We start from the raw sequence: 19,098 nt of genomic DNA on the forward strand, positions 1-19,098 counted from the left end.
ACGCTTCGCGTCGCCCCGGAATGACTGGTCAGGCCGGCGTCAGCTCGTCATAAACAGGGTAGTCCGTATACCCCTTCTCCTCGCCGCCATAGAACGTCGCGCGGTTGTACGGCGTGATCGGGTAGCCGTGCGCGAGGCGCCGCGGCAGATCGGGATTGGAGATGAAGATGCGGCCGAACGCGATGATGTCCGCATGGCCGTCGGCAATCGCGGCATTCGCGGTCTCGCCGGTAAAGCCGCCGGCGGTCATCAGCACGCCGCTGTAGAGCGGTCGGAATAGCACCATGGCCGACGGCACGTTCTCCCAATGGACGTCGGCACGGCCGGCGCCGCTGGAGCGCGGCTCGATGAAATGCAGATAAGCGAGGCCAAGCTTGTCGAGCGCCTTCACCACATGCGTGTAGAGCGGCATCGGATCCGGCTCGCCGGAATCATTGGCGATGCCGTGGGGCGAGAGCCGCACGGCGACGCGGTTCGCGCCCCAGACGTCGATCGCAGCCTGCGTGACCTCGAGCAAGAGCCGCGCGCGGTTCTCGATCGAACCGCCATATTGATCGGTGCGCTGGTTGCTGCGCGACTGCAGGAACTGCTCGAGCAAATAGCCGTTGGCACCGTGGATCTCGACACCGTCGAAACCGGCGGCGAGCGCGTTCTTCGCGCCTTGCCTGAAGGCCTCGACAATCCCCTTGACCTCCTCGGTTTCCAGCGCGCGCGGCGTCTCATAGTCGGAGATCTTGCCGTCGGCGGTCATCGCCTTCATCCCGGCCGCCTTGATCGGGATCGCCGAAGCCGAAACCGGCAGCTCGCCGCCATGGAACGAGGAATGCGAGACCCGGCCGACATGCCAGAGCTGGAGGAAGATGATGCCGCCCTTGGCGTGCACCGCATCGACCACCTTGCGCCAACCGTCGATCTGCGCCTGCGAATAGATGCCAGGAGTCGCCGGGTTGCCGCGGCCGTGCGACAGCACCGGCGAGGCTTCGGCAATGAGCAGGCCGCCGGGCGTCGCGCGCTGGGCATAATATTCGGCGTTGAGCGGCCGCGGCGAAAAGCTCTCGCGCTCGGCCCGCATGCGCGTCAACGGCGCCATCGCGACACGATGCGCAAGCTTGTACGGACCGACCTGCAACGGCTTAAACAACGCTTCGAATTTCATGCTGGCCCCGGATGTGTATGAAAGAATGCCGATCATAGTGCGAGGGGCGGCACCGGAAAAGGTACCGCCCCCAAGCAGATATTCTCCCTCGCGGAACGCGAGAGCGCCGGGCTTACGCCGTCTTGATCCAGACGGCCTTCACGTTGAGATATTCCTCGACGTGCTGCTTGCCGGACTCGCGGCCGTAGCCGCTCATCTTGTAGCCGCCGAACGGCACGGCCGGGTCCATCGCCTGGTAGCAGTTCACCCACACTGAACCTGCGCGCAGCGATTTTGCAACCGCATGCGCCTTGCTGACGTCGCGCGTCCACAGGCCGGAACCGAGGCCGAAGGTGGTGTTGTTAGCGCGCTTGACCAGCTCGTCCATGTCCTTGAACGCGATCGCGGAGATGACGGGACCAAAGATCTCCTCCTGCGCGATGCGCATGTTGTCCTGAACGCCCGCGAACACCGTCGGCGAGACGAAGAAGCCTTTCGACAGCGCGCCTTCAGTCACCCGGCCGCCGCCGGCGAGAGCGCGTGCGCCTTCCTTCTGACCGATGTCGAGATAACCGGTGACGCGCTCGAGCTGCTGCTCGGAGACCAGCGGGCCGATCTGCACGTTGGGATCGAGACCGTTGCCGACCTGCAGCTTCTTGCCGAACTCGGCGACGCGACCGACGAACTCCTCGTAGATCGCCTGCTCGACGAACAGGCGCGTGCCCGCGCTGCAGATCTGCCCGGAATTGGCGAACACAGCCATCGCAGCACCCGGCACGGCGGCATCGAGATCGGCGTCGGCAAACACGATGTCCGGCGACTTGCCGCCGAGCTCCAGCGAGACGCGCTTGAGATTGCCGGCGGAGGCGCGGATGATCGACTGGCCCGTGACGTGCGAGCCCGTGAAGGCGACCTTGTCGACGTCATGATGCGAGGCGAGCGCGGCACCCGCGGTCTCGCCATAACCGGGGACAACGTTGACGACGCCCGGGGGAATGCCGGCTTCCATCGCCAACTCGGCGATGCGCAGCGAGGTCAGCGGCGCTTCTTCCGCGGGCTTGAGCACCACGGTGCAGCCGGTCGCGATCGCGGGACCGATCTTCCAGATCGTCGCGGTGAGCGGCCCGTTCCAGGGAATGATGGCGCCGACGACGCCGATCGGCTCCTTCAGCGTATAGGAGAAGATTTCGCCCGGCAGCGAATTCTCGATGGTCTCGCCGTGGATCGCGGTGGTCTGGCCGGCATAGTAACGCAGCATGCCGACGGCGCGCAGACGATAGGCACGGGTGCGGCTGAGCGGCGCGCCCATGTCGAGCGTGTCGAGCTGCGACAATTCGTCAAAATTCTTCTCGACGAGGTCGGCAAGCTTGAGGAGCAGGTTCTGCCGCTCGAACGGCTTGACCTTGCTCCAGGGGCCTTCGAAGGCACGGCGGGCGGCGGCGACCGCACGATCGACGTCTTCCTTGTCACCCTCGGCGACGGTTGCGAGCAGCTCGCCCGTTGCGGGATTGCGCGTCTCGAAGCGCTTGCCCGAGGCTGCGTCGACCCATTTCCCGTCGATCAGCATCTGCTTGTAGGACCCGTTGGCGAACGGATGGCGCGTGATCGGAATAGCCTGCGACACAGCCATGGCTGCACTCCCTGTCAAATGATTGATTGGTTCGATCTGGGCGGGATCGTTGCGTCGAAGGATACCGCGGTGCCGGATAGGCGTAAAGGCAGCGCGGAACGAAGACCTCCCATGCCGACTTGTGCAGGGTCGCGCAGCCGCCATGTTATAGCTCGCGCAAATCCCTCTTGCGGAGACGCACCATGCCCCATCCCGCCATCGTCAAAGACAATGTTGCCGTGATCACCGGGGGCGCGTCCGGCATCGGATTTGCCGCCGCCGTCGCCTTTGCGCGCGCGGGAATGAAGCTGTGTATCGTCGGTGTCGACGAGCCCCGGTTGGCAGAAGCTGCAGCAAGACTGTCATCCGTCACCACTGCCGCAGATGTGATAACCTTCGCGGTCGATGTCAGCAAGGCCGACAGCGTGACGGAACTGGAGCGCGTGGTGCGCGAGCGGTTCGGCGGCACCGACGTCCTGATGAACAATGCCGGCATCCAGCCCGGCAGCACGCTGTTCGGCGAGCCCGACCATTGGCAGCGCATCATCGGCGTCAACATGTGGGGCATCATCAACGGCTCGCGCATCTTCGCGCCGGGCATGATCGCGCGCGGCAGGCGCGGCCTCATCATCAACACCGGCTCCAAGCAGGGCATCACCACGCCGCCCGGCGATCCCGCCTACAATGTCTCCAAGGCCGGCGTGAAAGCGTTCACCGAGGCGCTCCAGCATGAGCTGCGCAACACGAAGGACTGTCGCATCACGGCGCACCTGCTGATCCCCGGCTTCGTGTTCACCGGCCTCACCGCGAAGGGCCGCACCGAAAAGCCGGCCGGCGCCTGGACGCCGGAACAGACGGTCGATTTCATGCTGGCGCGGCTGGAGGCCGGCGATTTCTACATCCTGTGCCCGGACAACGACGTGCCACGCGCGCTCGACGAGAAGCGCATGCTGTGGGCCGCCGGCGACATCGTCGAGAACCGCCCGCCACTGTCACGCTGGCATCCGGATTATGCGGATGCGTTCAAGAGGTTTGTGGAGGGGGAGTGACCGCCCTCCTTCTCCCTTGTGGGAGAGGGAACAAGCCTACAGCGTCTCCTGCTGGTGCCCGCAATTCTTGCAGGCGAACTTGACCCGGCTCTGGCCCTTCTCCGCCTGCACCCGGTTCGGCGCGCCGCACTTGCCGCAGACGGCCTCGATGCGGGTCGTGCCCTGCTTGACGACGATGGACTTCTTTTCCATGGATTCGCGGATCAGGCGCTCGGCCTCCTCACGCAGCGATTGTTTCGACAAAGCTCGTCTCCGCCTCTGGAAAGCGCGCGAGCCATATCGCACCTGCGGCCGGAGCACAATGCGGGATGCGGATCGATGACGCCGAAAGCCGCGGGGCGCTGTTCCGCGGCTCTCTTGCGCGTCGTCCGGATCAGGCGCGTCGCTTACGCGGCTTTGGAAACCTCCATCAGCAACCGCTCGGCCTTCGCGTCCTCGATGCGATTGACCAGCCGGCTGCTCTCGTGATTGTCGCGCACGGTCTTAGTGAGGGTGATGCAGGTCTGGATCAGCATGACGATACCCATGGTGAGATAGCCCTTCATCCAGAAATCGATCGGCAGGAAAAAGACGCCGATGGCGACGAGGAAGGCGGAGGCTGCGAAGGACGCATAGGTGAAGGTCACCCAAGCGCTGCTGTGGGGCTGGCCGTTCTGGTTCATGATGGTCTCCTGTGTTGCTGCGATGATGATGGGTTTGGATCAGGCTGCCGGCGCGCGCCTTGACTTCAGCCGTGCGAGCACGTCGTCCGCGGTGGTTTTCAGCCGCGGGCCAAAGCCCTGCTCGGCGAGCCTCTCGGCGGTCGCGATGGGACCTGTGGCCGCATCGAGCTCGACCAGCGCATCGTCGGCGGCCTGCGCTTCCATCTGCCGATCGCGCAGACGCCGCAACGTGCTCTCCGCCTCCGGCAGCGTGGATTCGTAGGGACGCGCCGCCTCGATGCCGCTGCGGCGAAGCGAGCGCACGGCTTCCGAAGCGCGGGCCAGACGGCGGCCGCGATCGAGCTCGGTGATGCGGGCCTGCGCGCTTGCAACATGCCGCTTCAGGCGGGCGATCTCGGTCGCGAACAGCGCACGGGCCGTCATCGCGGCATCGCGGTCGGCCTCCAGGCCGGCGATGGCTTCGGCGGCCTCCTTGGCGAGATCCTCACGACCGCCGTCGAGCGCCGCAACCGCGCGGGTTTCGAGATCGGTAATGCGGGCAATTGTCGCGTCCAGCTTGCGGCCCTCCTGCTGGTCCTGCGCAATCGCCAGCGCCAGCGTTCGCTTGCTGCGCTCGACGGCGGCGGCCGCATCGCGCATCTGCTGGTCGAGAATGAGAAGGGCCGTCCGGTCCTCCAGCTCCTCGCCGGCGGCGGCGACGCTGCCGCGGAAAAGTGTCACGACGGTCTTGAACATCTGCTGCTCCCTGTTATGAGCGTTGCTCACAACCGTTTGTAGCGCAAACTTGAACATCGTTCAATAATATTTTGAGCAACGCTCAAAGAATTTTGCAGTTGATGTCTAAGGCCTTGGAACGACGAGAAAAACTTCGATCCGATCTGATCCTGGCGGCGGAGCGGATGATCGCCGACCGCGGCTTGTCCGGCCTGAAAACCCGCGATCTCGCCCGCGAGATCGGCTGCGCCAATGGCGCGGTCTACAATCTCGTGGCTGACATGGACGAGCTGATCCTGCGTGTGGGCTCGCGCACGCTGCTCCGACTCGATGGGGCACTCAGTGCCGCGGTCAGTGCCGGCGAGCCATCCCCGCAGGAGACCCTGGTCCGCATCGCCATCGCCTATTGCGATTTCGCGGCCGAGAATCTCCAGCTCTGGCGCGCGCTGTTCGAGCACCGTATGGAGGCCGACAAGACCGTCCCCGACTGGTCGGTCCAGGACCAGATGCAGCTGTTCCGCCACATCTACCAGCCGCTGGCCATGCTGTTTCCAAAGCGCAACCGCGAAGAGCTCGGCATCACGGCGCGCAGCCTGTTCTCGGCCGTGCATGGCATGGTCGCGCTGGGACTGGAGCAGAAGCTGGTCGCCGTGCCGCTGCCGCTGCTACGCGAGGAGATCGCGGGCCTCGTGCGCGCGATGGTCGACGGATTGATCGCACGCCAGCGGTAGCGCTTCACGGCGGAATCCGACTACCCCGCGCGCCTCGGCGCGCGGAGCGGTCATGTCGCAAGTCTCAAGCCGCCTTGCCGGCCCGCAGGCGATCCAGCACCGGCAACAGTTCCGACGGATCAGGACGGCGCGTGTAGTCGGGATTCACCTCCGCATAGGCGATGATTCCGTCGCGGCCGATGACGTAACGCGCCGGCATCGGCAGCACCCAGGCCGGATCGTCGTTGAACGTCGGCAGGTCGTTCTTGAACGCTTTGTAGAGCGCGACGAGCTCGGCCGGCAGCGCGAAGCGAACGCCGAAGGCCTCCGCGACCGCACTCCTGACGTCGCTCAGTATCGGGAACGACAGCTTGTTGTCGCGTTCCGATTTCCGGCTGTTCGGCGCAGTCTGCGGCGAGATCGCAACCAGGCTGGCACCGCGGGCGACGATCTCCGGCAGCGCCTCCTGCAGCGCCTGGAGCTCGAGATTGCAATAAGGACACCAGGCGCCGCGATAGAACGACACGACCAGTGGTCCCTTGGCGAGCAGCTCGCGCAAGGCGACCTGCTTGCCCTCGGGGTCTTTCAAGGTGAAATCCGGCGCGGCATCACCGGCCTTTTTCGCGCGCTGCACCTGGCCGCTCGCGATCAGCTCGGCGGTCGCGCGGTGCATGATGTCGAGCACCTCCCGGCTGGGCTTGAGCGGCAGGCGGCCGCCTTCGAAATCGGCTTTGAAGGCATCGAGCTTGTCTTGCAGGGCCATGGCGAAACTCCATCGATTGCTGTTGGCCGGCCCTATCTGGATCATTCGGCAGCGCGAGGGTATACCGCTCGGACGCAGAAGATTTATTTGGAATACAAATGAGTGATCGGCTTCAGGAAATGGCGGTGTTCGTCCGGGCCGCCGAATGCGGCAGTTTTTCCAAGGCTGCCCGCGAACTTGGCCTGTCTCAGCCTTCGGTGTCCCGCATCATCAGCGAATTGGAGGCGCGGCTCGACGTCAAGCTGCTGCTGCGGACCACGCGCCGCATCACCGTGACCGACGCCGGGGCGCTCTTCCTCACGCGCGCACGTGAGGTCCTCGCCGACATCGAGGACGCCGAGGACGCGGCGCGCGGAATCGACTCGCTGCGCGGGACCATCCGCATCGCAATGCCCATCATGTACGGCATGCGGCAGGTCATTCCGCATCTGCGGAAATTCCTGGCGATGCATCCGTTACTCCACGTCGAGCTGTCGGTGGTCGACGAACGGCAGAATCTCGTTGCCGAAGGCGCCGACCTCGCCATCCGCCTCGGCGAACTCGACGATTCCGCGTTCGGCGCACGCAAGCTCGAAACCTTGCAGCGTCTCCTGGTGGCGTCCCCCTCCTATCTCGCCGCGCGCGGCACGCCGAAAACGCCGGCCGATCTCGCTTCACATGATTGCATCTTCGGACCCGGTCATTCCGGCCGGGCGAGTTGGGTGTTCACGCGCAACGGCGCGGAAACGTCGGTGGACGTGCGCGGCCGGATCCACACCGACTCGGGTCCGGGCGTGTTCGCCTGCGCCCTGGCGGGCCTCGGAATTTCGATGGCAACGTCGGTGATGGTCGCCCCCGAGATCAAGTCGGGCGCGCTGGTCCCGTTGTTGAAAGGCTACAAGGCCTCGCCGCTCGCCGTGCATGCCGTCTTCCCGGGTGGACCACGTCCTTCCAGCAAGATACGGGCCCTGGTCGACTACCTGGCGGAGGAGTTGAGATAGGCGGCAAGGCCCAGACCTCGCTCGACATGCAGGAGAAGCTAATGCGTACCGACGATGCGGATCACGCCTGACGCCGCGCGCGCCTGCTCGGTCGAAAAGCCCCGTGCCAGCCGCGCCGCGCTCGCATGCAACATCATGGCATCGAGCTTGCCCTGCCGCGCCCCGTCCAGGGCGCAGGCGAAGACGCGGTAGAACTGCGCGCCGTCATAGGCGACCAGCAGCAAATCGACGCCGGCATTGACCGCTTCGACCACGGCCTTGCAGACGTCGTTCTGGTAGATCGCGCCCATCACGAGGTCGTCGGTCATCACCACCCCCTGATAGCCCCATGTCTGCCGGAGGATGCCTTCGACGACGCGTTTCGAATGCGATGCGGCGCGATCGGGATCGACCGCCGTGAGCGTGACATGGCCAATCATGAGCGCGCTGCGCGAATGCGACAGCACCTCGCGGAACGGAAGCCAGTCGGATGCCTCCAGCTCCTTCACCGGCGTGACGAGATTGGCGCTGAAATGATGCGTGTCGGTGCGCACGCGGGCGATGCCGGGAAAATGCTTGAGCGTGGCACCGACGCCGGATTCTTCCAACCCGCGCACATAGGCGCCCGCAATCGTCGAGACGACGGCCGGATCGGTCGCGATCGCGCGCTGGCCGATCAGCGTGTGGAAATCGAGCCGGTTGCGCCGCGCCGGCGGCTTGAGATCGAGCACCGGGGCGAGGTTGAGATTGACGCCGAGGCCGGCGAGCTCGCGGCCGTGGATGCGGCCGAACTCTTGCGCCTTGGCCTGCTGGTCGTCGGAAGCAAGCCCGGCGAGCGTCGCCAGGGCCGGCACTTTCGTCAGCGGCGGCGCGAGATGGCCGACGATGCCGCCCTCCTGGTCCGCAGCAACGATCAGCGGCGGCAGGCCCGCTGAGCGCCTGATGTCCTGAAGCGCCGCGATCTCGGCCTGCAGCGCCGCGACGGTCCTGCCGCGAATGTTGTGGCGGGTGACATAGACGCCGCCGATCAATCCCTGCTTGGCAAGGCGTGCAACCTCCGGGAAGGAGGAATAGCCGACCATGAAATGAGGCCCGAGCTGGCGCGCATCGGCGGCACTGGCACCGAGAACTTCGTGCTTGCGCCACTCGAACTTCAGATGCGCCGCGGTCATCAGGACCGGCGGCAGGCACCAGAGCATGACGAGCAGCTTGCCCGCAATGGTGCGCCAACGTCCTTTGCGCAGCAGAAGGATGACGATCGCGATGCTTGCGATGGCAAGCACGATGTTTCCAGCGCCACGCATCACGAGCAGATAGGGATCGTTCTTGTTCGCTGCCGCGAATGCAAGGAGAGGCGCAGCCAGCCAGAGCAGGATGAGACCGATACGACCGAGGAATTGCATGATGCATCACATGTGAGGAGCGGCGAATGCTTCGCACCTATCAAAGCGATTTGCCCCGCGCGAGGGGCAAACGCATGCCTGCACGAAAACTGCAAAAGACTCCTGAAACCATGCAGACGGTGATCCCGCCTTCTGCACAAACGACGTTCAGACTTCGTGATGCCAACCATCACGAAAGGTCTTACCGATATGACAAGTCTGGCTTCGACGATCGTGGAAGAGATCAAGCCGATCGGTCATTCCTCGATCCCGGCCAAGGTCGGCCTCGCGCTGCTGCTGGCCGCACTCGCCGACTGGCTGTTCTACGGGCAGCGGGTCGGACTGTCGCTGACGCTCTTTGCGATCGCGCTCGCCGGCGTATCGGTGCTCGTCAATCGTGCGGCGCTGGACCTGCGTCGCGCCATGATCGGCTCGGCCGTTCTCGCCGTCGGGCTGGTGCCTGTCGTCGAGGAGCTCAACAGTTTGTCGTTCCTGATCCTTGTCGCCTCGATGGCCATTGCGTTGCAGCTCGTGACCAACGCGGAATCGACCGGCCTCGCCGACCGCGTTCGCGCATTGCGCAATTTTGTCCTGCTCGGTCCCTTCAGGTTCTTTCTCGATGCGCCCCAGGCGTTGAACGCGTCGGCATTCACCCGCGGCATCGCGCTCTGGCTGATGCCGGCGGCGCTCAGCGCCGTCTTCGTGGCGCTCTTCGCCGCGGCCAATCCGGTGATCGAGCAGTGGCTGTCCCTGCTCAATCCGAAACTCATCCTCGGATATATCAGCATCCCGCGCGTGCTGTTCTGGGCCTTGATGCTGGCGCTGGTCTGGCCGTTCATCCATGTGCGCTGGCGGCGCAAGAAAATCACCACCGCCGCCGAAGCCGTAGAGCCGCCTCCGCTTCCACCGCTCGTCTCGGTGGAATTTCTTGGTCCCTCCACCATCCTGCGCTCGCTGATCCTGTTCAATCTGTTGTTCGTGGCGCAGTCCGTTCTCGACGGCATATATCTGTGGGGCCATCTGGCGCTGCCCGACAATCTGACCTATGCGGGCTACGCGCATCGCGGTGCCTACCCGCTGATCGTAACCGCCCTGCTCGCCGCGGCCTTCGTGCTGGTGACGATGCGGCCGGGCGGGCCGGCCGAGAAATCGAAGGTCATCCGACCGCTGGTGTATCTCTGGGTGGGACAGAACGTCCTTCTCGTCGCCTCCTCGATCCTGCGTCTCGACCTCTACGTCGACATCTACATGCTGACCTACTGGCGCATCGCGGCGTTCATCTGGATGGGACTGGTCGCGCTCGGACTGATCCTGATCGTCGCCCGCATCGTCCTCGACCGATCCAACCAATGGCTCGTGGGCGCCAATTTGATCGCGCTCGCGATCTCGGTTTATGGCTGCTCGCTGGTGAACTTCGACGCCTTCATTGCCGACTACAATGTGGCCCACAGCCGGGAAGCTTCGGGCAACGGCCTGCAGATCGACATGAACTATCTCCTGACGCTCGGACCGCAAGCGCTGCCCGCCATCGACAAGGCGATCATGCTTCGACCCGGCACTCCCGAGAGCTGCCTTGTGTCGCGACGCGACCGCCTTGTAGAACAGCAGCGCCAGGATCTGGCCTGGCGGAGCTGGGGCTTCCGGAGCTGGCGGCTGCAGCGCCGGCTGGACGCGCTGGCGAAAGACCCGTCCGGCAGCCGGCCGGTCGGGTGAGCGGAGAGTTTCTTGGCGCATCGCATCCTCATCGTCGACGACGAAGGCCACATCCGCGAGGTCATCCGCGTCGCCCTGAAGAAGGCCGGCATGGACGTGATCGAGGCCCGCGACGGCAAGGAGGCGCTTCTCCGCGTCGCCGCCGACAAGCCCGACCTGATCGTGCTCGACATCGGCATGCCCGAGTTCGACGGCCTCGACGTCTGCCGCGAGGTGCGCAAGACCTCCGACGTGCCGATCCTGTTCCTGTCGGCGCGCGACGAGGAGATCGACCGCATCCTCGGTCTCGAAATCGGCGGCGACGACTATGTGACAAAGCCGTTCAGCCCGCGCGAGCTGGTGGCGCGGGTCAATGTCATCCTGCGCCGCCTCAGCCCGCGCAATGGCGAGGCCAAGGCTGGCCCCAGCACGCTCTCCCAGGGCGGTCTGCTGATCGATCCCGAGCAGCACGTCGCGTCCTTTGCCGGCACGCCGCTGAAGCTGACCGCGATCGAGTTCGGCATCCTGCGTGCGTTCCTGACGCGGCCGACCTCGGTGTTCAACCGCGAGCAGCTGATGCGGGCAGCCTATCAGCTCAACATCCAGGTCTCCGACCGCACCATCGACAGCCACATCCGCAACATCCGCGCCAAGCTCGCGGCGCAGAATTGCGAGAGCGTGATCGAGACCATCCACGGCGTCGGCTTCAAGCTCGGCCGCTGCGAGAAAGAGGCATGAGCGCGGCGCCCGACAAATGGCGGCCGTCGCTCGCCCTCGTGATCTTCACGGTGCTGGCCACCGTCGCCGTGCTGCCGCTGGTCGGCCTGTTCTTCTTCCGTCTCTACGACAACCAGCTGATCCGCCAGACCCAGGCCGAGCTGATCGCGCAGAGCCGCGTGCTCGCGACGATCTATGCGCAGGAGGTCACGGCGCGGCTCGACAGCGGCCTCACGCTCGGGCCCGAAGTGCCGCCGAACGTGCTGCCCGACCCCGGCGACCAGGTCTCGCCGATCCGGCCCGCGCTCGATCTCACCGCCAACGACCTGCTGCGGCGGCGGCCGGATGCGCTGCCCGCGTCCCAGCCCGCGCAGCCCGGCTATGTCGAGATCGGCGCAAGACTGACGCCGATCATCCGCGAGACCCAGAAGGTGACGCTGGCGGGCTTCCGGATCCTCGATCCCCAGGGCGTCGTCATCGCCGGCCGGCAGGAGGTCGGGCAGTCGCTCGCCCATATCGAGGAGGTCGCGGACGCACTGCACGGGCAATACCGCGCGACCTTGCGCAACCGCGTGCCGGACAAGCCGCCGCCGCCGATCTATTCCTTCAGCCGCGGCCTTGGCGTGCACGTGTTCTCGGCGATGCCCGTGATCGTCAACAACCGCGTCGCGGGCGCCATCTACACCACGCGGACGCCGAGCAACATTTTCGATCATCTCTACCAGGAGCGGGCCAAGTTCGTGCTGGCGGGACTTGCCGTGATCCTCGGCACGATCGCGATCGGCCTGGTGTTCTCGCGCACCATCACCCTGCCGATGCGCGAGCTGATCAACCGCGCCGCCCGGATCGGCCGCGGCGACCGTGAGGCGTTTCGGCCACTCCGGCATTACGGCACGCGCGAGTTCGCCCAGCTCTCGCACAGCTTCCTCGGCATGGCCGAGCAGCTGGCGCGGCGCTCGGACTATATCGCGACATTCTCGGCCCACCTCACCCATGAGCTGAAATCGCCGCTGACCTCGATCAAGGGCGCGGCCGAGCTGTTGCAGGATTCGGTTCAGGGCAAAGCGGGCAGCCTGACGCCGGCGGAGCAGAACACGTTCATCGCCAACATCCTGTCCGACACGCAGCGGCTGGAGGCGATGGCGCAGCGCTTGCGCGAGCTCGCCCGCGCCGAGAGCCTGCCGCAGAACGAGCGCACCGAGCTCGCGCCGGTGATCGCCGACCTCAAGAGCCGGTTTCCGGCAAGTTCGATCGAGGCGAGCGGCCCCCTCGACCGCGCCATCGGCATGTCCGGCGAAAAGGCGCTGATCGTGCTGTCGCATCTTGCCGACAACGCTGTGCGGCACAAGGCGCGGTCAATCCGGCTGGAGGCGAGCTTCGAGCGGACGACCCTACGTCTGACGGTGAGCAATGACGGCGAACCGATCTCGGCGCCGAACCGCGACAGGATTTTTGACGCGTTCTTCACCACCCGCCGCGACCAGGGCGGCACCGGGATGGGGCTGGCAATCGCACGCTCGGTGATGGCGAGCCATGGCGGCTCGATCAGCCTCAGGCCGACCAATGAAGGGGCCGCCTTCGAGCTTCGGTTTCCAACGGCCTAGATCGCGAACACCCAGGCCGCGACGATGGTGCCGATGGTGACCAGACCGGCGATGGTCCAGCCGGCGGCATATTCCAGTTCGGGGTGACCGGTCGCCCGCATGATCTCTGCCGGATCGGCGGTATGCTTCTGTGCCATGACAGCCTCTCGCACGTTCCTTCCCGCGTCATATGTAAGTCGCTTGGGCCGGCAAAAGGTTCCGTCACGGAAATGCGAAGAATGACGCAGCTCGGATTGTTCACTGAGGCGGAAGTTGGGCCTTCCTGACTTTGCTATGTCGACAATTTTATCGAAGCCGCTGTCGAGCAGGATCTGATCGGCCGCATCGCAGCATTGCCGCTCGAGCGTTTCCAGTTCGGGGCGTTCGAGGGCAACCGCCGGGTGGCGTCGTTCGGCTACCGCTATGACTATTCCCTGCAACGGCTGGCCGAGGCGGAGCCGATCCCGGACTGGCTCCTGCCGATCGCGCGGCGGGCCGAGGCGTGGGCTGGGCTGGCGGAGGCCGGCGTCCGGCAGGTGCTGTGCACCGAATACGAGGTCGGTGTCGGCATCGGCTGGCACCGCGACAAGCCGCATTTCGACAAGGTCCTCGGACTGTCGCTCGGCTCGGCCTGCAAGTTCCGCTTCCGCCGCCGCAGCGGCGACACATGGCAGCGCCACACGCTCGAGGCGCAGCCGCGCTCGCTCTACATGATGGACGGTGAGGCGCGCTCGCAATGGGAGCACAGCATCCCGCCGGTCGAGGCGCGCCGTTACTCCGTCACGTTCCGGACCATGAAGCGGACCTGACAGGCCGCCCAAAACAAAACTTCGAAAACAACCCCATGCACAGTAGACCGCCCAGCCGCTTCAAGCCGCGCGGATGGTCGCCAGGAACCTGTCGACTTCGGTCTTCAGCCGATTGCTCTCGATCGACAGCGACTGCGCCGAGGACAGCACCTGAGACGAGGCTGATCCCGTCTCCGACGCGCCGCGCTGCACGTTGGTGATGTTCGACGAGACGTCCTGCGTGCCCTGAGCCGCCTGCTGCACGTTGCGGGAGATCTCCTGGGTCGCGGCGCCCTGCTCCTCGACCGCCGCAGCGACCGCCGCCGAGATCTCGGACAGACGGCCGATCGATTCTCCGATCGTCCCGATCGCGACGACCGATTCCTGTGTCGCTACCTGAATACCAGTGATCTGTTGGCTGATCTCTCCAGTCGCCTTGGCCGTCTGCTCCGCCAGCGCCTTCACCTCGGACGCCACGACGGCGAAGCCCCGACCAGCATCCCCGGCGCGCGCGGCCTCGATCGTCGCGTTGAGCGCCAGCAAATTGGTCTGGCCCGCGATGCTGTTAATCAGCTCAACAACGTCGCCAATCCGGGCGGCAGCTCGCGACAATTCGCTGACACGGTCGTTGGTCTGCCGGGCCTGAGTGACCGCCTCCGCCGCCATTCTGGCGGAATCCTGTACGCGATGGCTGATTTCCGTCACGGAGGACGACATCTCCTCGGTCGCCGAGGCGACGGACTGCACGTTGGTAGATGCCTCCTCCGAAGCCGCCGCGACGGCGATCGACAGTTGCTGGGTCGATTCAGCGGTGCTCGTCAACGTTCCGGCGGATGCTTCGAGCTCCGTTGCCGCGCTCGCCACGATTTCGATGATGTTCCCCACGGCGGCTTCGAACTCGCCCGCCAGCCGGCGCATATCGGCCTGACGCTGGGCTGCTGCGCGCCTCTCCATATCGCGTTGCGCCTCCCGATCGAATCCAAGCTTGGCCTGGAGCGCCTGAAGATTGCGCAGTGCAACCCCAACTTCGTCGTCTCGCTCGACATTGACGCGGCTGTTGAAGACCCCTTGCGCGATCTTCGACATGATGTCGTTCAGATGGCCGAGCGGCCTTGCGATGGCCCGGACGGTCGCCACGGAGAACCAGGCCGCCAAGAGCAGACCAAGGCACAGCGCGGCCATCGCGGCGACTTCCGCAACGAAGAACGTGCTCTCCGCTGCGTCATACTCGAACTTTGCTTCCTTGACCTGAATCGAGACCAGACGATCCATGTCCACCTTCGCCGCCTGGAAAAGGTCCGCCGCCCTGCCGGTCATGTGGACGTTCAGTTCGTCATATTTTCCGTCGGCCAGCATTGCGAGCGCCGGCTTGAGGCCATGATCGACATACGCGATGCGCTTCGGGGTGAACGACTCCGCGACCGACTTCTCTTCCGGGGTCAAGTAGGTGGACATGTAGTCCGACCAGAGCCTGGTGATCCGTTCGATGTTGGCCGTGATAATACCCTGGACCTCCGAGAGATCGCGGCGGTTACGTCCCTCGATAGCGGATCGCAACATGACGAGCGAATTTTCCTTCATGCGGTCGTTGATCTCGAAGAGCTGAGCCAGAGGAACCGAGCGATCCTCGTAGATCGACTTGGCGCGCTGATTGACTTCCTTCATCTCCAGCAAACCGACGGCACCGATGACCAGCATCGCAAGAGACAGCACGCCGACCATCGTGGTCAGACGCGCCTTGAAGGACCTCGTGAATGGAGCAAGGACGTCGAAAATCGAGCGCTTGCGGATCATGCCCGCCTCTATCTTGAAGGCGCCCGCCTTCTTCTCCCGGATCGCTGCGTAGACCTGTTCGGCCTGTTCGCGCTGGTCTCGGGGCAGTTTTGTGCGGATGGACATGTAGCCGACGACACCTTCCCCTTCCCAGATCGGCGTCGCGCTGGCCATCACCCAATAATAGTCGCCGTTCTTGCGCCGGTTCTTGACGGCACCGGCCCAGGGCTTGCCGCTCTTCAGCGTCTCCCAGAGATTGGCAAAGGCTTCAGGCGGCATGTCCGGATGCCGAACGATGTTGTGCGGCTGTCCGGCGAGTTCCTGTTCGGTGAACCCCGAGGCCTGGACGAATTGATCGTTGAAATAGGTCAGCTTGCCCTTGAGATCGGTCTTCGAGACAATCAGCGTCTCATCCGTGAGCGGATACTCGGTTACGGTAATAGGCAGATTGGTTCGCATCGTTATTTTCCCGGAAAAGGAGGGCGTCGGCCATCGTCAGGTGGCGCCCCGAATTGGAGGAGCAATATCTTGAGATGCGCGACTTCGAGCAAACGCTGGGTGAGTTCGATCCGATCGCTGAATAGCCGACGCATTTCGGGATTGTGAATACGCGGTTCGATGATGCGCGCATGCTGGATGGCAAGTTCGAGTTGGCTGGTCAGTAGGCCGAGCGCATCTCCTGCGCTCGCGCACAATGCGGCTGCCCCAACGTACTTTTTTGAGCCGCAAGACCCCTTCGGCGCTTCGGCGTCACAACGCTTCGAGCGGAATTGAATGACATTCGCCATGCTGTGTTCCCGCGGCGGAAAATCCCCCGACGAGATCGCTAGTATCCTATTCGAGTTATCAGTGTATTTGACCGATCTACGACACTCTGGCCGGATTCTGTCACACGCGTTAAGCCGGCAGTGGCGTTTGACGGTAACGGGGGCGGCCTTTCTAAGCCTGAGCTAAAATAGCTATCGATAATCGGCAGCGCTTGAGCGCCACGCAGGTCCGCCGGGGACCAAGGCGCACGCTCCGACAGCCTTGGGCGCGATGACTTTGCAACTTGCATTTGGGTGAGTTCGGACCCTGGCATACCTCGACGAGCGTGGCACGCCGCGAAATTGCCTCAAGCCGACACAAAACTATAAAGGCGAATTGAAAAGACAGGCCAAACGCGAGAGCCGATATGAGAGCGCAACGCTAGCATCAACATGAAGAATCATCTCGCATTTCTCCTGGTTCTCGCCGCGTCGGCAGCTTCCGCCCACGGTCGCTTGCCGGCCCGGCTGCCTCTGCCCTCCGATCTCGTGCAAGCGGGCCTCACCGATTCCGACACCACCGCCGGCGGCACCGCGCGGCTCTGCGAGCAAGTCACCTTCTCGCGCGGCCTGCGCTACGGCGAGAGCGAAGCCAATGTGCTCGATGTCGCCACCAGCGCCACCAAGGCGGACACGCCGCGGCCGGTGCTGCTGTTCGTGACGGGCGACACCTTCACCGGCGACCGCGCCGCGCCGGAATTGTCGCGCCAGATCCAGGACCAGGCGATGTGCTTCGCCGCGCGCAACGACATGATCGGCGTGCGGGTCAACTATCGCCTGGCGCCCGCGGCGACGTGGCCGGCCGGGGCGACCGACGTGGCGGCGGCGCTGTCCTGGGTTCACGGCAATATCGACCTGTTCAACGGCGACGCCCGCGAGATCGTTGCGGTCGGCTACGGCGCGGGCGCTTTCCATGTCGCCACCCTGCTGGCGCATCCCGAGCTTCAGACCGACCGCGCCGATGTCGCCGCCGTTGTGCTGGTGTCCGGCATCTACCGCGCCGGCAAGGAGGCGAGCGACAGCGAGAAGGCCTATCTCGGCAGCGACGTCAGCCAATACAACAAGCGCTCGGTTTTCCCGGGCATCCTCAACGTCGATGTGCCGATCGTGCTGGCCTGGGCCGCGGACGATTCCACGGGCACCGTCGCGCAGGGCGAGACCTTGAAGAAGACGCTCTGCGGCGCGGGCCATTGCCCGCGCAGCGCGCTGCTGCGCAGCCGCGACGGCATCGCGAGCGCCTTCGGCCTCGACGGCTCCGGCGACAGCCTGGCCGAGCCGACCTTGCTGCTGGTGCATCAACTGGAGGCGCGGGGACTGCCGTAGCGCCGTCTTGTCCGCGACGCGCTTACGACTCCGACCTTTTGCTGGGCCACAGCCGGTCAACATGCCTGCCGTTTATTCGCCGCGTGCACTCGCCTGAACCCCTGCCAGGCCACACGATTGCCAAACGCTTGACCTAGATCAACCGCCCTGGGTGCGGATTGAGCCGACCTCGTTGGGGGCCAACGACAAGGTGTCGAGCATGCGCGTCACCGGAAAAGTGCTGTTCGTTCTGATCGCCGCTCTCGCCTCGCTGGGGGCGATGTCGCAGCAACGCGCCGAGCAGGCGGCGGACGACAAGGAAATCCGCATCGGCAATGTCATGCCGTATTCCGGACCGCTGTCTGAATTCGGCGCGATCGGCCAGGCGGAAGCCGCCTATTTCGACATGATCAACGCGCGCGGCGGCATCAACGGCCGCAAGATCCGCTTCATCACGCGCGACGACAATTCCGATCCGTCGACCGCGCTGGAGCTGACGCGCAACCTGGTCGAGAAGGACGACGTGCACCTGATGTTCGGCTCGTTCGGCACGCCCGGCAATCTCGCCGCGCGCTGGTATCTGAACGAGAAGAAGATTCCGCAACTGTTCGTCGCCTCCGGCGACGAGGAGCTGAGCCAGGCCAGGGCGTTCCCCTGGACCATGGGCTGGCAGCCGTCGATCCGGTCGGAAGGGCGCATCTACGCCAACTACATCCAGGCCTATTACCCCAGGAAGAAAATCGTCGTGCTCTGGCAGAACGACCAGTTCGGACGCATGCTCTACAAGGGGATCCAGGACGGCCTCGGCGACCTCAACCGCCATGTCCTCGTCGACATCGCCTTCGACATCGGCGACGAGCATCTCGACGGGCACGTCTCGATCCTCAAGCGCGCCGGCGCCGACATCTTCGTCTTCCTCGGCGTGCCGTCGACGGCCTCCAAGGTGATCAAGCTCGCGGCTTCACTCAACTGGCGCCCGGTCTTCATCGTCAACGACACCTCCGCCTCGATCGCCAATGCGATGGCGCCCGCGGGCCTGGAGAATTCGGCCGGCGTGATCTCGGCGGCCTTCCTGAAGGACCCGAGCGATCCCGCCTGGAAAGACGATCCCGCCATGAAGCAATGGTTCGCCTTCATGGAGAAGTACCATCAGGTCGAAAGCACCAACAACAACGCCGCGGTCTACGGCTATGCCGCGGCCGAGGCGTTGACGCAGGTGCTGAAGCAATGCGGCGACGACCTGTCACGCGAGAACATCATGCACCAGGCCGCTTCGCTGAAGGGTTACAACCCCTCCGTCGCGCTGCCCGACATCAGGATGAACACCTCGCCGAGCAACTATCTGCCGATCAGGCAGATGCGGCTGGTGCAGTTCGACGGACGGTCGTGGCAGCCATTTGGGGAGGTGATCGAGACGGCATTCACGGAGGGGGCGGCAAGGTGAGATGACGGGG

General features: G+C 64.7%; 19 protein-coding genes. 9 read left to right on the plus strand and 10 right to left on the minus strand.

What is annotated here, in order from left to right; translation table 11 throughout:
- Positions 1 to 28: 28 nt before the first annotated feature.
- Positions 29 to 1,156, minus strand: coding sequence for an alkene reductase (locus RPS27_RS16580; RefSeq protein WP_212065972.1), 1,128 nt, complete (start codon positions 1,154 to 1,156; stop codon positions 29 to 31).
- A gap of 112 nt (positions 1,157 to 1,268) precedes the next feature.
- A complete protein-coding gene (locus RPS27_RS16585; protein WP_212065971.1) occupies positions 1,269 to 2,765 on the minus strand; it encodes an aldehyde dehydrogenase family protein in 1,497 nt (498 codons plus the stop codon).
- A gap of 182 nt (positions 2,766 to 2,947) precedes the next feature.
- Here RPS27_RS16585 and RPS27_RS16590 point away from each other — a divergent pair, with 182 nt between their 5' ends.
- Positions 2,948 to 3,793, plus strand: coding sequence for an SDR family NAD(P)-dependent oxidoreductase (locus RPS27_RS16590; RefSeq protein WP_212065970.1), 846 nt, complete (start codon positions 2,948 to 2,950; stop codon positions 3,791 to 3,793).
- A gap of 36 nt (positions 3,794 to 3,829) precedes the next feature.
- On the opposite strand, the gene RPS27_RS16595 is transcribed toward RPS27_RS16590, so the two are convergent.
- The 3 genes from RPS27_RS16595 to RPS27_RS16605 all read right to left on the minus strand — a co-directional run bounded on the left by RPS27_RS16595 (position 3,830) and on the right by RPS27_RS16605 (position 5,190).
- The gene (locus RPS27_RS16595; RefSeq protein WP_028134265.1) at positions 3,830 to 4,036 is read right to left on the minus strand and encodes a hypothetical protein; all 207 of its coding nucleotides are present in this window, start codon (positions 4,034 to 4,036) and stop codon (positions 3,830 to 3,832) included.
- Positions 4,037 to 4,179: 143 nt separating this feature from the next.
- Positions 4,180 to 4,455: a YiaA/YiaB family inner membrane protein gene (locus RPS27_RS16600; protein WP_063197515.1), complete on the minus strand. Its 276-nt coding sequence runs from the start codon at positions 4,453 to 4,455 to the stop codon at positions 4,180 to 4,182.
- A 39-nt stretch (positions 4,456 to 4,494) separates the two neighbouring features.
- On the minus strand, positions 4,495 to 5,190 hold the full coding sequence (locus RPS27_RS16605; RefSeq protein WP_211418586.1) for a PspA/IM30 family protein: 696 nt from the start codon (positions 5,188 to 5,190) through the stop codon (positions 4,495 to 4,497).
- A gap of 101 nt (positions 5,191 to 5,291) precedes the next feature.
- Here RPS27_RS16605 and RPS27_RS16610 point away from each other — a divergent pair, with 101 nt between their 5' ends.
- A complete protein-coding gene (locus tag RPS27_RS16610; RefSeq protein ID WP_212065969.1) occupies positions 5,292 to 5,900 on the plus strand; it encodes a TetR/AcrR family transcriptional regulator in 609 nt (202 codons plus the stop codon).
- Positions 5,901 to 5,964: 64 nt separating this feature from the next.
- Here RPS27_RS16610 and RPS27_RS16615 read toward each other — a convergent pair whose 3' ends face one another.
- Positions 5,965 to 6,642: a peroxiredoxin-like family protein gene (locus RPS27_RS16615; RefSeq protein WP_211418588.1), complete on the minus strand. Its 678-nt coding sequence runs from the start codon at positions 6,640 to 6,642 to the stop codon at positions 5,965 to 5,967.
- 98 nt (positions 6,643 to 6,740) lie between these two features.
- Between RPS27_RS16615 and RPS27_RS16620 the strand changes: the two genes are divergently transcribed.
- Positions 6,741 to 7,622, plus strand: a complete 882-nt coding sequence (locus RPS27_RS16620) for a LysR family transcriptional regulator (RefSeq protein WP_212065968.1) — start codon at positions 6,741 to 6,743, stop codon at positions 7,620 to 7,622.
- Positions 7,623 to 7,660: 38 nt separating this feature from the next.
- On the opposite strand, the gene RPS27_RS16625 is transcribed toward RPS27_RS16620, so the two are convergent.
- Positions 7,661 to 9,004, minus strand: a complete 1,344-nt coding sequence (locus RPS27_RS16625) for a glycoside hydrolase family 3 protein (protein WP_212065967.1) — start codon at positions 9,002 to 9,004, stop codon at positions 7,661 to 7,663.
- A gap of 189 nt (positions 9,005 to 9,193) precedes the next feature.
- Here RPS27_RS16625 and RPS27_RS16630 point away from each other — a divergent pair, with 189 nt between their 5' ends.
- The 3 genes from RPS27_RS16630 to RPS27_RS16640 are packed head-to-tail and all read left to right on the plus strand — an operon-like array spanning position 9,194 to position 12,996.
- Complete coding sequence (locus RPS27_RS16630; protein WP_212065966.1) at positions 9,194 to 10,696, plus strand: DUF4173 domain-containing protein; 1,503 nt, start codon at positions 9,194 to 9,196, stop codon at positions 10,694 to 10,696.
- Between the two features lie 12 nt (positions 10,697 to 10,708).
- Positions 10,709 to 11,413, plus strand: a complete 705-nt coding sequence (locus RPS27_RS16635) for a response regulator (protein WP_212065965.1) — start codon at positions 10,709 to 10,711, stop codon at positions 11,411 to 11,413.
- On the plus strand, positions 11,410 to 12,996 hold the full coding sequence (locus RPS27_RS16640; protein WP_212065964.1) for an ATP-binding protein: 1,587 nt from the start codon (positions 11,410 to 11,412) through the stop codon (positions 12,994 to 12,996). The genes RPS27_RS16635 and RPS27_RS16640 overlap by 4 nt, the downstream gene beginning before the upstream one ends.
- Here RPS27_RS16640 and RPS27_RS16645 read toward each other — a convergent pair.
- On the minus strand, positions 12,993 to 13,133 hold the full coding sequence (locus RPS27_RS16645) for a hypothetical protein (RefSeq protein ID WP_164718835.1): 141 nt from the start codon (positions 13,131 to 13,133) through the stop codon (positions 12,993 to 12,995). The two genes, RPS27_RS16640 and RPS27_RS16645, sit on opposite strands and share 4 nt — an antisense overlap.
- 150 nt (positions 13,134 to 13,283) lie before the next feature.
- Between RPS27_RS16645 and RPS27_RS16650 the strand changes: the two genes are divergently transcribed.
- Positions 13,284 to 13,784 (plus strand): alpha-ketoglutarate-dependent dioxygenase AlkB, encoded by a 501-nt coding sequence (locus RPS27_RS16650; protein ID WP_313754206.1) that lies wholly within the window; start codon positions 13,284 to 13,286, stop codon positions 13,782 to 13,784.
- Between the two features lie 60 nt (positions 13,785 to 13,844).
- Here the strand turns inward: RPS27_RS16650 and RPS27_RS16655 are convergent, their stop codons facing one another.
- On the minus strand, positions 13,845 to 15,995 hold the full coding sequence (locus RPS27_RS16655) for a methyl-accepting chemotaxis protein (RefSeq protein WP_212065963.1): 2,151 nt from the start codon (positions 15,993 to 15,995) through the stop codon (positions 13,845 to 13,847).
- 2 nt (positions 15,996 to 15,997) lie between these two features.
- The gene (locus RPS27_RS16660; RefSeq protein ID WP_212065962.1) at positions 15,998 to 16,324 is read right to left on the minus strand and encodes a hypothetical protein; all 327 of its coding nucleotides are present in this window, start codon (positions 16,322 to 16,324) and stop codon (positions 15,998 to 16,000) included.
- A 411-nt stretch (positions 16,325 to 16,735) separates the two neighbouring features.
- On the opposite strand from RPS27_RS16660, the gene RPS27_RS16665 reads away from it, so the two are divergent.
- Entirely contained in the window at positions 16,736 to 17,665 is a 930-nt protein-coding gene (locus RPS27_RS16665; RefSeq protein WP_212065961.1) for an alpha/beta hydrolase, read from the plus strand.
- Positions 17,666 to 17,864: 199 nt separating this feature from the next.
- Positions 17,865 to 19,088 (plus strand): ABC transporter substrate-binding protein, encoded by a 1,224-nt coding sequence (locus tag RPS27_RS16670; RefSeq protein WP_212065997.1) that lies wholly within the window; start codon positions 17,865 to 17,867, stop codon positions 19,086 to 19,088.
- The last annotated feature ends 10 nt before the right edge of the window (positions 19,089 to 19,098 follow it).

Source organism: Bradyrhizobium sp. WYCCWR 12699 (genome assembly GCF_032144035.1).
GTDB lineage: Bacteria > Pseudomonadota > Alphaproteobacteria > Rhizobiales > Xanthobacteraceae > Bradyrhizobium.

Coding starts and splice junctions, on each gene's coding strand:
- RPS27_RS16580 (WP_212065972.1), bottom strand. CDS start 1,156: ATGAAATTCGAAGCGTTGTTTAAGCCGTTGCAGGTCGGTCCGTACAAG.
- RPS27_RS16585 (WP_212065971.1), bottom strand. CDS start 2,765: ATGGCTGTGTCGCAGGCTATTCCGATCACGCGCCATCCGTTCGCCAAC.
- RPS27_RS16590 (WP_212065970.1), top strand. CDS start 2,948: ATGCCCCATCCCGCCATCGTCAAAGACAATGTTGCCGTGATCACCGGG.
- RPS27_RS16600 (WP_063197515.1), bottom strand. CDS start 4,455: ATGAACCAGAACGGCCAGCCCCACAGCAGCGCTTGGGTGACCTTCACC.
- RPS27_RS16605 (WP_211418586.1), bottom strand. CDS start 5,190: ATGTTCAAGACCGTCGTGACACTTTTCCGCGGCAGCGTCGCCGCCGCC.
- RPS27_RS16610 (WP_212065969.1), top strand. CDS start 5,292: ATGTCTAAGGCCTTGGAACGACGAGAAAAACTTCGATCCGATCTGATC.
- RPS27_RS16615 (WP_211418588.1), bottom strand. CDS start 6,642: ATGGCCCTGCAAGACAAGCTCGATGCCTTCAAAGCCGATTTCGAAGGC.
- RPS27_RS16620 (WP_212065968.1), top strand. CDS start 6,741: ATGAGTGATCGGCTTCAGGAAATGGCGGTGTTCGTCCGGGCCGCCGAA.
- RPS27_RS16625 (WP_212065967.1), bottom strand. CDS start 9,004: ATGCAATTCCTCGGTCGTATCGGTCTCATCCTGCTCTGGCTGGCTGCG.
- RPS27_RS16630 (WP_212065966.1), top strand. CDS start 9,194: ATGACAAGTCTGGCTTCGACGATCGTGGAAGAGATCAAGCCGATCGGT.
- RPS27_RS16640 (WP_212065964.1), top strand. CDS start 11,410: ATGAGCGCGGCGCCCGACAAATGGCGGCCGTCGCTCGCCCTCGTGATC.
- RPS27_RS16645 (WP_164718835.1), bottom strand. CDS start 13,133: ATGGCACAGAAGCATACCGCCGATCCGGCAGAGATCATGCGGGCGACC.
- RPS27_RS16655 (WP_212065963.1), bottom strand. CDS start 15,995: ATGCGAACCAATCTGCCTATTACCGTAACCGAGTATCCGCTCACGGAT.
- RPS27_RS16660 (WP_212065962.1), bottom strand. CDS start 16,324: ATGGCGAATGTCATTCAATTCCGCTCGAAGCGTTGTGACGCCGAAGCG.
- RPS27_RS16665 (WP_212065961.1), top strand. CDS start 16,736: ATGAAGAATCATCTCGCATTTCTCCTGGTTCTCGCCGCGTCGGCAGCT.
- RPS27_RS16670 (WP_212065997.1), top strand. CDS start 17,865: ATGCGCGTCACCGGAAAAGTGCTGTTCGTTCTGATCGCCGCTCTCGCC.